The 14,323-nt window shown below is 67.4% G+C and carries 13 protein-coding genes; all 13 read left to right on the forward strand.

Translation table 11 applies throughout. The annotated features are described in order from the left end of the window. Positions 1–63 precede the first annotated feature (63 nt). Positions 64–609: a DUF1707 and DUF4190 domain-containing protein gene (locus tag M8H82_RS04020; RefSeq protein ID WP_250070964.1), complete on the forward strand. Its 546-nt coding sequence runs from the start codon at positions 64–66 to the stop codon at positions 607–609. Positions 610–924: 315 nt separating this feature from the next. After that, positions 925–1,296 (forward strand): 30S ribosomal protein S12, encoded by a 372-nt coding sequence (rpsL, locus tag M8H82_RS04025; protein ID WP_003948652.1) that lies wholly within the window; start codon positions 925–927, stop codon positions 1,294–1,296. 2 nt (positions 1,297–1,298) lie between these two features. After that, a complete protein-coding gene (gene rpsG / locus M8H82_RS04030) occupies positions 1,299–1,769 on the forward strand; it encodes a 30S ribosomal protein S7 (protein WP_003992340.1) in 471 nt (156 codons plus the stop codon). Between the two features lie 39 nt (positions 1,770–1,808). Further along, positions 1,809–3,935 carry an elongation factor G gene (gene fusA / locus M8H82_RS04035; RefSeq protein WP_250070966.1) on the forward strand — a complete coding sequence of 709 codons (2,127 nt, stop codon included), beginning with the start codon at positions 1,809–1,811 and terminating at the stop codon, positions 3,933–3,935. Between the two features lie 144 nt (positions 3,936–4,079). Beyond that, positions 4,080–5,273 (forward strand): elongation factor Tu, encoded by a 1,194-nt coding sequence (gene tuf / locus M8H82_RS04040; RefSeq protein ID WP_217237702.1) that lies wholly within the window; start codon positions 4,080–4,082, stop codon positions 5,271–5,273. A gap of 246 nt (positions 5,274–5,519) precedes the next feature. Then, a complete protein-coding gene (locus tag M8H82_RS04045) occupies positions 5,520–10,112 on the forward strand; it encodes a DUF6531 domain-containing protein (RefSeq protein ID WP_250070967.1) in 4,593 nt (1,530 codons plus the stop codon). Beyond that, positions 10,100–10,615 (forward strand): hypothetical protein, encoded by a 516-nt coding sequence (locus M8H82_RS04050; protein WP_250070970.1) that lies wholly within the window; start codon positions 10,100–10,102, stop codon positions 10,613–10,615. Before M8H82_RS04045 ends, M8H82_RS04050 begins: the two co-directional genes overlap by 13 nt. Before the next feature lie 446 nt (positions 10,616–11,061). Beyond that, entirely contained in the window at positions 11,062–11,370 is a 309-nt protein-coding gene (rpsJ, locus tag M8H82_RS04055) for a 30S ribosomal protein S10 (RefSeq protein ID WP_003948644.1), read from the forward strand. A 17-nt stretch (positions 11,371–11,387) separates the two neighbouring features. Then, positions 11,388–12,032: a 50S ribosomal protein L3 gene (rplC, locus tag M8H82_RS04060; protein WP_062706771.1), complete on the forward strand. Its 645-nt coding sequence runs from the start codon at positions 11,388–11,390 to the stop codon at positions 12,030–12,032. 8 nt (positions 12,033–12,040) lie between these two features. After that, a complete protein-coding gene (gene rplD / locus M8H82_RS04065; RefSeq protein ID WP_062706770.1) occupies positions 12,041–12,697 on the forward strand; it encodes a 50S ribosomal protein L4 in 657 nt (218 codons plus the stop codon). Beyond that, complete coding sequence (gene rplW / locus M8H82_RS04070; RefSeq protein WP_250070972.1) at positions 12,697–13,116, forward strand: 50S ribosomal protein L23; 420 nt, start codon at positions 12,697–12,699, stop codon at positions 13,114–13,116. Before rplD ends, rplW begins: the two co-directional genes overlap by 1 nt. Before the next feature lie 38 nt (positions 13,117–13,154). Further along, positions 13,155–13,991, forward strand: a complete 837-nt coding sequence (rplB, locus tag M8H82_RS04075) for a 50S ribosomal protein L2 (protein WP_250070973.1) — start codon at positions 13,155–13,157, stop codon at positions 13,989–13,991. Positions 13,992–14,003: 12 nt separating this feature from the next. Continuing rightward, on the forward strand, positions 14,004–14,285 hold the full coding sequence (gene rpsS, locus M8H82_RS04080; protein ID WP_003992359.1) for a 30S ribosomal protein S19: 282 nt from the start codon (positions 14,004–14,006) through the stop codon (positions 14,283–14,285). Positions 14,286–14,323: the final 38 nt, after the last annotated feature.

A 14,323-nucleotide genomic window follows, 5' to 3' on the forward strand; every position in this document is an offset into this window, starting at 1 on the left:
CTGTGCCGGGAATGCCGCTTCGGCGCATGATGGAGGGACTCCGGCCGGTACGGGAGGTGCTCCATGACGCAACCGGTGTGGCCGTCCTGGCAGGGCGGCGGTTCTGCGATGCTCGCCTCGCACGCCGACCGTGAGCGTGCCGTGGACGTGCTGAAGGCGGGATACGGCGAGGGGCGGATGGAGCAGCCCGAGTTCGAGAAGCGCGTTGCGCGGGCGTATGCCGCCCGTACGGTGGGCGAGCTGGGTCTGCTGGTCGCCGACCTGCCCAACGGGCCCCTGCCCCAGCCTGCGGCCTTCCTGGCCGTACCGCACACGGCGCCCTACTGTGCCGTACCGCATGCGGCGCCCCATTACGCCGTCCCGCGGCCGCGGATGAACGGGAAGGCGGTCGGGGCGGGTGTGTGCGGGCTGCTGTGTCTGGTCAGTCTCGGGTTCACCGGCATACCGGCGGTCGTCCTGGGGCACTCGGCCCGCGCGGAGATCCGGCGGACCGGGGAGGCCGGGGACGCCCTGGCGCTGACCGGGCTGGTCCTCGGCTGGATGTCCACGGCCGGCTGGGCGCTCGTACTGTCGCTGCTGATGGTCGCCGCGGCCGTGTCCGGAGCCTAGACCGCGACGGCCGGTGTCGTGGATTCGAAGATCATCCGCGGTGGGCGGGCTTGACATGGCACGTGCCGAGATGTGAGCGGGCCTCATTTGTTTTGACCGCAGCGAATGAGGTAGGTACGCTCAGACCTTGTGCCTGGGGTGTGCCCTGGCTCTCGTGCGTGCCTTCAAACCGCATAGCGAGCTGTGAGTGGCCACCGTAATCTGTGCTCTTTTCGCCTTGCGGCGGGAGTCCGCCGGATTCGACACACCCGACCGCGTGGGTCGGCGACGTTCCAGGTTAGCTTCACCATTCGGCACACAGAAACCGGAGAAGTAGTGCCTACGATCCAGCAGCTGGTCCGGAAGGGCCGGCAGGACAAGGTCGAGAAGAACAAGACGCCCGCACTCGAGGGTTCCCCTCAGCGTCGCGGCGTCTGCACGCGTGTGTTCACGACCACCCCGAAGAAGCCGAACTCGGCCCTGCGTAAGGTCGCGCGTGTGCGTCTGACCAGCGGGATCGAGGTCACTGCTTACATTCCGGGTGAGGGACACAACCTGCAGGAGCACTCCATCGTGCTCGTGCGTGGTGGCCGTGTGAAGGACCTGCCGGGTGTTCGCTACAAGATCATCCGCGGTTCCCTTGACACCCAGGGTGTGAAGAACCGCAAGCAGGCCCGCAGCCGCTACGGCGCCAAGAAGGAGAAGTAAGAATGCCTCGTAAGGGCCCCGCCCCGAAGCGCCCGGTCATCATCGACCCGGTCTACGGTTCTCCTCTTGTCACGTCGCTCATCAACAAGGTGCTGCTGAACGGCAAGCGCTCCACCGCCGAGCGCATCGTCTACGGTGCCATGGAGGGTCTGCGTGAGAAGACGGGCAACGACCCGATCATCACGCTGAAGCGCGCGCTGGAGAACATCAAGCCGACCCTCGAGGTCAAGTCCCGCCGTGTCGGTGGTGCGACGTACCAGGTTCCGATCGAGGTCAAGCCCGGTCGCGCCAACACGCTCGCGCTGCGCTGGCTGGTCGGTTACTCCCGCGCCCGTCGCGAGAAGACCATGACCGAGCGTCTGCTCAACGAGCTTCTCGACGCGTCCAACGGCCTCGGTGCCGCTGTGAAGAAGCGCGAGGACACCCACAAGATGGCCGAGTCCAACAAGGCCTTCGCGCACTACCGCTGGTAGTCGCTACCCACATCGAGACCGAGAGAAGACGAAAGCCTTATGGCTACCACTTCACTTGACCTGGCCAAGGTCCGCAACATCGGGATCATGGCCCACATCGACGCGGGCAAGACGACCACCACCGAGCGGATCCTGTTCTACACCGGTGTGTCTTACAAGATCGGTGAGGTCCACGACGGCGCTGCCACCATGGACTGGATGGAGCAGGAGCAGGAGCGTGGCATCACGATCACGTCTGCTGCGACCACCTGTCACTGGCCGCTCGAGGACAACGACTACACCATCAACATCATCGACACCCCCGGGCACGTCGACTTCACCGTTGAGGTGGAGCGCTCCCTGCGTGTGCTCGATGGTGCCGTGACGGTGTTCGACGGTGTCGCCGGTGTCGAGCCGCAGTCCGAGACGGTGTGGCGTCAGGCCGACCGCTACGGCGTGCCGCGTATCTGCTTCGTCAACAAGCTCGACCGGACCGGCGCGGAGTTCCACCGCTGCGTCGACATGATCTCGGACCGCCTTGGTGCGCAGCCGCTGGTCATGCAGCTTCCGATCGGTGCCGAGGCCGACTTCAAGGGCGTCGTGGACCTGGTCCGCATGAAGGCGCTCGTGTGGTCCGCCGAGGCCGCCAAGGGCGAGATGTACGACGTCGTCGACATCCCGGCCACGCACACCGAGGCTGCCGAGGAGTACCGCGGCAAGCTGATCGAGGGCGTCGCCGAGAACGACGAAGAGATCATGGAGCTGTACCTGGAGGGCCAGGAGCCCACCGAGGAGCAGCTGTACGCCGCGATCCGTCGCATCACCATCGCGTCCGGCAAGTCCAGCGACACCACGGTCACCCCGGTGTTCTGTGGCACCGCGTTCAAGAACAAGGGCGTCCAGCCCCTGCTCGACGCGGTCGTGCGCTACCTGCCGACCCCGCTCGACGTCGAGGCCATCGAGGGCCACGACGTGAAGGACCCCGAGCTGGTCGTCAAGCGCAAGCCGTCCGAGGACGAGCCGCTGTCCGCCCTCGCGTTCAAGATCATGAGCGACCCGCACCTCGGCAAGCTCACCTTCGTCCGGGTCTACTCGGGCCGCCTGGAGTCCGGCACCTCGGTGCTGAACTCCGTCAAGGGCAAGAAGGAGCGCATCGGCAAGATCTACCGCATGCACGCGAACAAGCGTGAGGAGATCGACGCGGTGGGCGCCGGCGACATCATCGCCGTGATGGGTCTGAAGCAGACCACGACCGGTGAGACGCTGTGCGACGACAAGGCCCCGGTGATCCTGGAGTCCATGGACTTCCCGGCACCGGTCATCCAGGTCGCCATCGAGCCGAAGTCCAAGGGTGACCAGGAGAAGCTGGGTGTCGCCATCCAGCGTCTCGCGGAGGAGGACCCCTCCTTCCAGGTTCACTCGGACGAGGAGACCGGCCAGACCATCATCGGTGGTATGGGCGAGCTGCACCTCGAGGTGCTGGTCGACCGTATGCGCCGTGAGTTCAAGGTCGAGGCCAACGTCGGTAAGCCGCAGGTCGCCTACCGTGAGACGATCCGCAAGGCCGTCGAGCGCGTGGACTACACCCACAAGAAGCAGACCGGTGGTACCGGTCAGTTCGCGAAGGTGCAGATCGCGATCGAGCCGATCGAGGGCGGCGACGCCTCGTACGAGTTCGTGAACAAGGTGACCGGTGGTCGTATCCCGAAGGAGTACATCCCTTCGGTCGACGCCGGTGCGCAGGAGGCCATGCAGTTCGGCATCCTCGCCGGGTACGAGATGACGGGCGTCCGCGTCACGCTTCTCGACGGTGCCTACCACGAGGTCGACTCCTCCGAGCTCGCCTTCAAGATCGCCGGTTCGCAGGCGTTCAAGGAGGCCGCGCGCAAGGCCAGCCCCGTGCTGCTCGAGCCGATGATGGCCGTCGAGGTCACCACGCCCGAGGACTACATGGGTGAGGTCATCGGCGACATCAACTCCCGCCGTGGCCAGATCCAGGCCATGGAGGAGCGGGCCGGTGCCCGCGTCGTCAAGGGCCTCGTGCCTCTTTCGGAGATGTTCGGCTACGTCGGAGACCTCCGCAGCAAGACCTCGGGTCGCGCAAGCTACTCGATGCAGTTCGACTCCTACGCCGAGGTTCCGCGGAACGTCGCCGAGGAGATCATCGCGAAGGCCAAGGGCGAGTAACACACCCCGTTCCCACGCTTTAGGCTTGACACCGACCGCCGGGGCTCACCCGGCAAGGGAAAACCCCGGCGGGCGGCATCCCAGCAAAGATCACCCTGGCGCCGATGAGCAAGGCGTACCAGAACCACTCCACAGGAGGACCCAGTGGCGAAGGCGAAGTTCGAGCGGACTAAGCCGCACGTCAACATCGGCACCATCGGTCACATCGACCACGGTAAGACGACCCTCACGGCCGCCATTACCAAGGTGCTGCACGACGCGTACCCGGACCTGAACGAGGCCTCGGCCTTCGACCAGATCGACAAGGCTCCTGAGGAGCGCCAGCGCGGTATCACGATCTCGATCGCGCACGTCGAGTACCAGACGGAGACGCGTCACTACGCCCACGTCGACTGCCCCGGTCACGCGGACTACATCAAGAACATGATCACGGGTGCGGCGCAGATGGACGGCGCCATCCTCGTGGTCGCCGCCACCGACGGCCCGATGCCGCAGACCAAGGAGCACGTGCTCCTGGCCCGCCAGGTCGGCGTTCCGTACATCGTCGTCGCCCTGAACAAGGCCGACATGGTGGACGACGAGGAGATCCTGGAGCTCGTCGAGCTCGAGGTCCGTGAGCTCCTCTCCGAGTACGAGTTCCCGGGCGACGACCTGCCGGTCGTCAAGGTCTCGGCGCTCAAGGCGCTCGAGGGCGACAAGGAGTGGGGCCAGTCGGTCCTGGACCTGATGGCCGCCGTCGACGAGGCGATCCCGACCCCCGAGCGTGACGTCGACAAGCCGTTCCTCATGCCCGTCGAGGACGTCTTCACGATCACCGGTCGCGGTACGGTCGTCACCGGCCGTATCGAGCGTGGTGTCCTGAAGGTCAACGAGACCGTTGACATCATCGGCATCAAGCAGGACAAGACCACCACCACGGTCACCGGCATCGAGATGTTCCGCAAGCTGCTCGACGAGGGCCAGGCCGGTGAGAACGTCGGTCTGCTCCTCCGTGGCATCAAGCGCGAGGACGTCGAGCGCGGCCAGGTCATCATCAAGCCGGGCTCGGTCACCCCGCACACCGAGTTCGAGGCGCAGGCCTACATCCTGTCCAAGGACGAGGGTGGCCGCCACACGCCGTTCTTCAACAACTACCGTCCGCAGTTCTACTTCCGTACGACGGACGTGACGGGCGTTGTGACCCTCCCCGAGGGCACGGAGATGGTCATGCCGGGCGACAACACTGAGATGAAGGTTGAGCTCATCCAGCCCGTCGCCATGGAGGAGGGCCTGAAGTTCGCCATCCGTGAGGGTGGCCGGACCGTGGGCGCCGGCCAGGTCACCAAGATCAACAAGTAAGTCTGTTGATTGACCTGGTAGCTCCAGCCGTATAGCTGAGCTCCTTGAAGGGGCCCGTACGACTTCGGTCGTACGGGCCCCTTTGCCGTGCCCCGGCGTCGGGAGATGGCTCCTGGTCGTCGAACGTCTGATCCTTGTATGTTCACGTGTGCATACGGTTGTTGGTGATGCGTACGTGACGGGGGTTGCGGTATGGCGGGGCATCGGCCCACGGATTGGCATGTCCTGGATCTGGACGGTGATCCGGTGCCGGGGGATCCGCAGCAGGTGCGGCAGCTGGCGAAGAAGCTGCATGACTTCGCGGACGATGTCTCGGATGCGTTGCGTCTGGTGAAGGGGATGGCCGGGGAGGGCACTCTCGCCGAGTGGGCGGGGAAGTCGGCGGATGTCTTCAAGGAGGACTTCGCCGATGTGCCGAAGAATCTGAAGAAGCTGAAGTCGTCGTACGAGTTGTGCGGTGATGCGCTGGCGGATTACTGGCCGAAGCTGGAGCGGGCGCAGGCGTTGGCGGACCGGGCGCTGGCCAGGGGGCGCGAGGCGCGCTCGGATCTCGCGTCGGCGAAGTCCCGTCTGTCCACGGCTGATTCGTGGGTGACGCGGGCGGGGAAGGAAGCCGACAAGTACAAGGACGACCCGACCGGCAGCAAGGCGGCTGAGAAGCCGGATGAGGCGAAGGTCCGTGCTGCGGCGCGGGATGTGCAGCAGGCGGAGAGCGCGCAGGCGAGTGCGCGTGGGGATGTCGCGGATGCGCAGGGTGCGTTGGATGCGGCGAAGAAGATGGCCGAGGACGCGCGCACAATGCGTGAGGAGGCTGCGCGGACGGCGAAGACGAAGATCGACGAGGCGTCGGACGCGGGTATTCAGAACCGGTCGTGGTGGGAGGACATCGGGGACTGGTTCGTCGACAACTGGGACACGATCGTCGCGGTGTGCAAGGTCGTCGTCGCGGTGGTGGGTGTGATCGCGATGATCATCGGTGGGCCGATCCTCGCCGCGATCGTGCTGGTGGCGGCGCTGGTGGTGCTGGCGGACACGCTCTACAAGTATTCCCAGGGCCGGGCGTCCCTATGGGATGTGGGGCTGGCCGCGCTGGACTGCATACCCGGCATGAAGGGGCTGACCACCCTCGGTGGCCTCGCCAAGGGTCTGAAAGCCGCGGGAAAGACCGGGCTCAAGGGCATGGCCGCTGGCGTCAAGGGGCTCGGCAGGTCGCTCAGAGGCGGTGCGGGCAGCCTGGTGAAGCGGGCCAAGGCGCTCGCGGGCCGCTGCCCGGGCGGTGACCCCATCGACATGGTCACCGGCGAAATGCTGATGTACGACACCGACCTCGAACTGCCCGGTGTCCTGGCGCTGGCCCTGAAGCGCACCCACATCTCCACGTACCGGGAAGGCCGCTGGTTCGGCAGGTCATGGGCGTCCACGCTCGACGAACGGGTCGAACTCGACGACCAGGGCGTGCTGTTCGCCGCCGAGGACGGCATGATCCTCGCCTATCCCGTGCCCGCCCCCGGCGAACCCACCATGCCGCTGGAAGGCCCCCGCTGGCCGCTGGAGTGGGACGGACCGCACCACGGAACCCTGCGCATCCACGACCCGGCCCTCGGCGTCACCCGTCACTTCGCGGTCATCACCGAGCCGCTGCCGGACATGCCGTACACCCTGGCCCTGTCCGCGATCACCGACCGCAACGACAACCGCGTCGACGTCGACCGGCGCGCCGACGGCACCCCGGTCGCGGTGCGGCATTCCGGCGGCTACCACGTCGAGGTCGACACGGCGGACGGCCTGGTGACCGCGCTGCGGCTGCGGGACGGCGCCGCGGTCGGCGGCACGACGACCGTGCGCCGGTACGCGTACTCGGCGGACCGGAACCTCACCGAGATCCACAACTCCTCCGGACTGCCGCTCCGGCTCACCTACGACGACCGGGCACGCGTCGTCTCCTGGACCGACCGCAACGGCAGCTGGTACCGGTTCACCTACGACGGCGCCGACCGCTGCGTGGCGGGGCAGGGCGCCGACGGCTACCTGAACTGCGTCATCGGCTACGACACCGCCCGGCGCCGCACGACGTACACGGACTCGCTCGGGCACTCCCTCCGGTACGAGCACAACGAGCTGCTGCAACTCGTCCGGGTGACCGACCCGCTGGGCCGCCAGGAATCGCTCGAGTGGGACCGGCACGGCCGGCTCCTCAAGCAGACCGACCCGGTGGGACGGGAGACGGCGTACACCTACGACGAGGCCGGCAACGTCACGTCGATCACCGGTCCCGACGGCCGCCGGGCCCTCGCTGAGTACAACCAGTGGCACCTGCCGGTCCGCACCGTCGGCGGCGACGGGGCCGTGCGCACCTACTCCTACGACGAGCGCGGCAACCGTACGTCCGTGGTGGAGCCGGGAGGCGCCGAGACCGTCTTCCGGTACGGCCCCGGGGGCGCCCTCGTCGCCATCACCGATCCCCTGGGGGCGACGGTGTCCCTGGTGCCGGACGCCGCTGGGCTGCCGGTGCGGGTCACGAATGCCACCGGTGCGGCTGTCGAGTACACCCGGGACGCGTTCGGCCGGGTCGAGGCGGTGACGGATCCGCTGGGCGGCATCACCCGGATCTCCTGGACGCCGGAGGGCAGGAGGAGGGAGCGGATCGCGGCCGACGGCAGCAGGGAGTCCTGGGCCTGGGACGCGGAGGGCAACCTCCTCGCGTACACGGACGCGGCCGGGGCGACGACCGTGTCGACGTACTCCCACTTCGACCTGCTGGTGAGCAGGACCGATCCCGCGGGCGCCACCCTGCGCTTCGAGCACGACACCGAGCTGCGGCTCACCGGCGTCACCGACGCGCACGGGCTCACCTGGAGCTACACCTACGACGCGGCGGGCCATCTGGTCGCGGAGCGGGACTTCGACGGGCGCCGGATCGGCTATGCACGCGACGAGGTGGGCCGGCTGATCCGGCAGATCAACGGCGCCGGCGAGACGGTCGAGTACCTGCGTGACGTGGTCGGCAACGTCGTCGAGAAGCGAGCCGGGGACGCCACCACGGTGTTCCGGTACGACGAGGCCGGGCGGCTGGCGGAAGCCCGGTCGCCCGGCGTCCGGCTCACCTTCGCGCACGACGCGTACGGCAGGGTCACCGAGGAGACCGTCAACGGCCGGACCAGCAGCTTCCGTTACGACCTGGCGGGCCGTCGCACGGCGCGCGTCACCCCCTCCGGAGCGCTGAGCAGCTGGTCGTACACCCTCGACGGGCAGCCCCGGGAGCTCGCGGCCTTCGACCACGCCCTGCGCTTCGCCCACGACGCCGCGGGCCGGGAGACGGAGATCGGGCTGGACGACCGGCCGGTGCTGCGGCAGACCTGGGACGGGCTGCACCGCATGCGCCGGCAGACGGTCCTCGGGGCGGGGGAGACGGGCACGGCGGCCACCGCCGTCGACCGCCGATACCTGCACAGTCCGGCCGGTCCCGTCGAGGAGATCGACGCCCTGGACGGCAGGACGCGCTACGCCCTGGACGCGGTGGGCCGGCCCGTCACGGTCGGGGCCCGGTCGGGAACCGAGCACTACGCGTACGACCCCGGCGGCCGGCCGGTCGCCTCCGGCCGGGAGCGGCCGGACGGGGCCCGAGAGGAACCCGAGCAGCGGTTCGAGTACTCCGGCAACCGGCTGCAGAGGGCCGGACGGACCAGCTACGCGTACGACGCCCAGGGCCGGGTGGTCCGCCGTACGCGGAGAACGCTGTCCGGCCGGCGGAAGACCTGGACGTACAGCTGGAACGCCGACGACCGCCTGACGGGTCTGGTCACGCCGGACGGGACGGCCTGGCGCTACACCTACGACCCCCTCGGGCGCCGGATATCGAAGGAGCGCCTGGACTCCGCCGGGGACGTCGCCGAGGCCGTCTTCTTCGTCTGGGACGGCAGCCGGCTGGCCGAGGAGATACACGACCGCGGAGCCGGTGACCGTACCAGCGTCACCTGGGAGTACGCCCCCGACAGCCACCGTCCGGTGGCGCAGAGCACCCGGGAATGGCTCCGTGATGTTCCGCAGGACGAGGTGGACCGCAGATTCCGGCTCATCGTCAGCGATCTCGCGGGCAGCCCCCGTGAATTGATTTCCCCCGAGGGTGCGGCGGTCTGGAAGAACAGGTCGAGCCTTTGGGGTGAGCCGACGGAATTCTCCGACACGGGGGAATCCTGTCGGCTCCGGTTCCCCGGCCAGTATGTCGATGCCGAGAGCGAACTCCACTACAACTACTTCCGCTACTACGACCCGCACACCTCCCGGTATCTCTCGCCCGACCCCCTCGGGCTCGCCGCGGGTCCCGACCACTACGCGTACGTGGTCAACCCGCTGGTCTGGTCCGACCCGCTGGGGCTGCAGACCTGCCCCACCTTCAAGGGGCTCGCCTGGCTGACCGACAAGATGCTGAAGCGCCCCTCGTTCCGGTACCAGCGGGTCGTGTCCGGCGTCGACTACGAGCAGATCTGGAAGCTCTCCAACGGCCGGGAAGTCCATGTGGACGGCGGTCCCACGAACGGCTGGATCATGGAGGCGAAGTTCACCGGCGGGCGGGAGAGCGAGTGGGCCAAGTCCGCCTACAATCCCGAAAGCTCCTTCTACAAGGAGCAGAAGATTACCGACCAGGCCGCCAAGCTGCTGAAGCTGAATGAGGAAATGGGCGGGAAAGGCGTGCGCTATGCCATTTCCAACGAGGCGGGTGCGGCGCATTTCCGGGAAGTGCTCGGTACGCATTTCCCGGAGGCAATGGCAAATGGTACCCTGGCGGTCTTTCACGTGCCCGGCAATGGTATGAGCGGAATGAGTAAATGGTTGACGTAAGCGCGGAAGTGGGTCGGCTGTCCGAACTCGACGAACTCACCGGGCCGGCGGCGGCCGCGGTCCTCGACGCGGCGGGCTGGACGGGCGAGCGCAGGAATCCGGCCAAGGAGTGGGCGACGACCTGGCGGCGCGGGGATGCGCACGCGTGGATCCAGGGCGACGGACCGTTGGTGCAGGTCGAGTTCACGCTCTGGTACCGCGAGGCCGAGGAGGAGTGGCCGGACCCGGACACCTACCTCGACGACCTGTACGACGCCGCCTCGGCCGAGCTCCCGCGCATCGCCGCCCAGCTGGAATCCGGCGCTCTCGGCGCCCGGCTCGAGTCCTCCGACGAGGATCTGACCGACGGCGCGGACTACATCGACCACACCGCCTGGCTGCTCTCGGACAAGGTCCTGCTGGCCGGCGTCAAGCACGACGACACCGAAGCGCCGGTCCAGCTGGTCGTGCTGGTGCGCGAACGCGGCGAGGGCGCGGCGGACGGCGAGGGGGAGTGGCTCTGACGGCCCCGCCGCGGCAGCTCCCGGCCGCCGGTGTTTGACCTGCGTCACTCCCGGGGTATTGTCTCCGGCTCGATTGGCCAGGCGGCTGCCCCATATGGCAGACTGTCGGAGTTGCTCGGTCGAGTGTTGATGCTGCGCGCCTCCCGCCGGGAGGACTGGAAGCAAGTCCCACGGTACTCGTCGCCCTAACTGCCGCATGGCAGCGCTGGGGCGGACGTACGGGAATCTTCCGGGAAGTGTGGTGCGGCACCGACCAGGCGCCCGGTGGGCCTCTCGCCCTCGGCCTGCGGTTCCGGAAGGGCCGTGTGCAATCCCAGCAGGGATGTTCGAACAAGGGACATCTGTGTCAGCGGGAGCGCGACACGCCCGACCGCGTGGGTCGGAGAGCGGGAAACAGGAACACCGGGTTCCAGAGCGTTGACTAGACAAAGGACTACTGAGTAGCCATGGCGGGACAGAAGATCCGCATCCGGCTCAAGGCCTACGACCACGAGGTCATCGACTCTTCGGCGAAGAAGATCGTCGAGACGGTGACGCGCACTGGTGCGTCGGTCGCAGGCCCGGTGCCGCTGCCCACTGAGAAGAACGTGTACTGCGTCATCAAGTCGCCGCACAAGTACAAGGACTCGCGCGAGCACTTCGAGATGCGTACGCACAAGCGCCTGATCGACATCCTCGACCCGACTCCCAAGACCGTTGACTCTCTGATGCGACTCGACCTCCCGGCCGGTGTCGACATCGAGATCAAGCTCTGAGGGTCGGTGATCTGAGAATGGCTAAGCAGATCAAGGGCATCCTGGGCGAGAAGCTCGGCATGACGCAGGTGTGGGACGAGAACAACCGTGTTGTTCCCGTCACCGTCGTCAAGGCCGGCCCCAACGTCGTGACCCAGGTGCGTACGAACGACGTCGACGGCTACGAGTCGGTCCAGATCGCCTTCGGCGAGATCGACCCGCGCAAGGTGAACAAGCCCCTCAAGGGTCACTTCGCCAAGGCCGACGTCACCCCCCGTCGTCACCTCGTCGAGATCCGCACCGCTGACGCCTCCGAGTACACGCTCGGCCAGGAAGTCACGGCCGAGGTCTTCGAGGCCGGCGTGAAGGTCGACGTCACCGGCAAGAGCAAGGGCAAGGGCTTCGCCGGTGTCATGAAGCGTCACAACTTCAAGGGCCTCGGCGCCGGACACGGCACCCAGCGCAAGCACCGCTCTCCCGGTTCCATCGGTGGCTGCGCCACCCCGGGCCGTGTGTTCAAGGGCCTCCGCATGGCGGGTCGCATGGGCAACGAGCGGGTCACCACCCAGAACCTGACCGTCCACGCCGTTGACGCGGAGAAGGGTCTGCTGCTCATCAAGGGCGCGGTTCCCGGTCCGAACGGCGGCCTCGTCCTGGTCCGCACCGCGGCCAAGGGGGCCTGAGGTAACCGATGAGCACTGTTGACATCCTTTCGCCGGCGGGCGACAAGGCCGGTACCGTCGAGCTCCCTGCGGAGATCTTCGACGTAGAGAAGATCAGCGTCCCGCTGCTTCACCAGGTCGTCGTCGCACAGCTGGCCGCTGCCCGTCAGGGCACGCACAAGACCAAGACCCGCGGTGAAGTCCGTGGTGGTGGCAAGAAGCCTTACCGCCAGAAGGGCACCGGTCGCGCCCGTCAGGGCTCGACCCGCGCGCCGCAGTTCGCCGGTGGTGGCGTCGTGCACGGTCCCGTGCCGCGTGACTACTCGCAGCGGACCCCGAAGAAGATGAAGGCCGCGGCCCTGCGCCACGCCCTCACCGACCGGGCCCGCAACAACCGCATCCACGTCGTCTCCGGCGTCATCGAGGGTGAGACCCCTTCGACGAAGGCCGCGAAGTCGCTGTTCGGCAAGATCTCGGAGCGCAAGAACCTGCTCCTGGTCGTCGAGCGTGCCGACGAGGCCGCGTGGCTGTCCGCCCGCAACCTGCCCCAGGTCCACATCCTGGAGCCGGGCCAGCTGAACACGTACGACGTTCTCGTCTCGGACGACGTGGTCTTCACCCAGGCCGCCTTCGAGTCCTTCGTGTCCGGCCCGAAGGCCAATGACACCGAAGGGAGCGAGGCCTGATGGCTATCCGTCACCCCGCCATTGCCTCCAAGGCGGCCAAGGCCGCCAAGGCCGCGCGCGTCGCCAAGGCGCGTCGCCACGCCGCGGAGGGCAAGAACACCGTCGAGACCCCGCTGAGCAAGTCGTACACGGACCCCCGTGACGTGCTGCTCAAGCCGGTCGTCTCCGAGAAGAGCTACGCGCTCCTCGACGAGGGCAAGTACACGTTCATCGTCGACCCGCGTGCGAACAAGACCCAGATCAAGGAAGCCGTCCAGGCGGTCTTCTCGGTCAAGGTCACCGGGGTCAACACGATCAACCGCCAGGGCAAGCGCAAGCGCACCAAGACCGGTTTCGGTCAGCGCTCCGCGACCAAGCGCGCGATCGTGACCCTCGCCGAGGGCGACCGTATCGACATCTTCGGCGGTCCGACCGCGTAAGCGGGTCGGATCGTCCGATATCGGACGAGGACTGAGAAATGGGAATCCGCAAGTACAAGCCGACTACGCCGGGCCGTCGTGGCTCCAGCGTCGCCGACTTCGTCGAGGTCACGCGGTCCACGCCGGAGAAGTCGCTGGTCCGCCCGCTGCACAGCAAGGGCGGCCGTAACAACGCCGGTCGTGTGACCGTTCGCCACCAGGGTGGCGGACACAAGCGCGCCTACCGCGTGATCGACTTCCGTCGTCACGACAAGGACGGCGTGCCGGCGAAGGTCGCGCACATCGAGTACGACCCCAACCGCACCGCGCGCATCGCGCTGCTGCACTACGCGGACGGCGAGAAGCGCTACATCCTCGCCCCGCGCAACCTGCAGCAGGGTGACCGCGTCGAGAACGGTCCCGGGGCCGACATCAAGCCGGGCAACAACCTGGCGCTCCGCAACATCCCGGTCGGTACCACGATCCACGCGATCGAGCTCCGTCCGGGTGGCGGCGCCAAGTTCGCCCGCTCCGCCGGTACCTCCGTGCAGCTGCTCGCGAAGGAGGGCCAGATGGCCCACCTGCGCATGCCCTCCGGTGAGATCCGCCTGGTCGACGTGCGCTGCCGCGCCACCGTCGGTGAGGTCGGCAACGCCGAGCAGAGCAACATCAACTGGGGTAAGGCCGGCCGCAAGCGCTGGCTGGGCGTCCGCCCGACCGTTCGCGGTGTGGCGATGAACCCGGTTGACCACCCCCACGGTGGTGGTGAGGGCAAGACCTCCGGTGGTCGCCACCCGGTCAGCCCCTGGGGTCAGAAGGAGGGTCGTACTCGTTCGCCGAAGAAGGCTTCGAACAAGTACATCGTCCGCCGCCGCAAGACGAACAAGAAGCGCTAGGAGCGGGTTTAGATGCCGCGTAGTCTCAAGAAGGGGCCCTTCGTCGACGACCACCTGATCAAGAAGGTGGACGCCCAGAACGAAGCCGGCACCAAGAACGTCATCAAGACCTGGTCCCGTCGCTCCATGATCGTGCCGGCCATGCTCGGCCACACGCTCGCGGTGCACAACGGCAAGACCCACATCCCGGTGTTCGTCACCGAGTCGATGGTCGGCCACAAGCTCGGCGAGTTCTCGCCGACGCGCACCTTCCGGGGTCACGTCAAGGACGACCGGAAGTCGAAGCGCCGCTAGCAGCGGATCGCATTCAGACACGTAAGTAACTGAGAGGG

The organism is Streptomyces sp. YS415 (genome assembly GCF_023544665.1).
Taxonomy (GTDB): domain Bacteria; phylum Actinomycetota; class Actinomycetes; order Streptomycetales; family Streptomycetaceae; genus Streptomyces.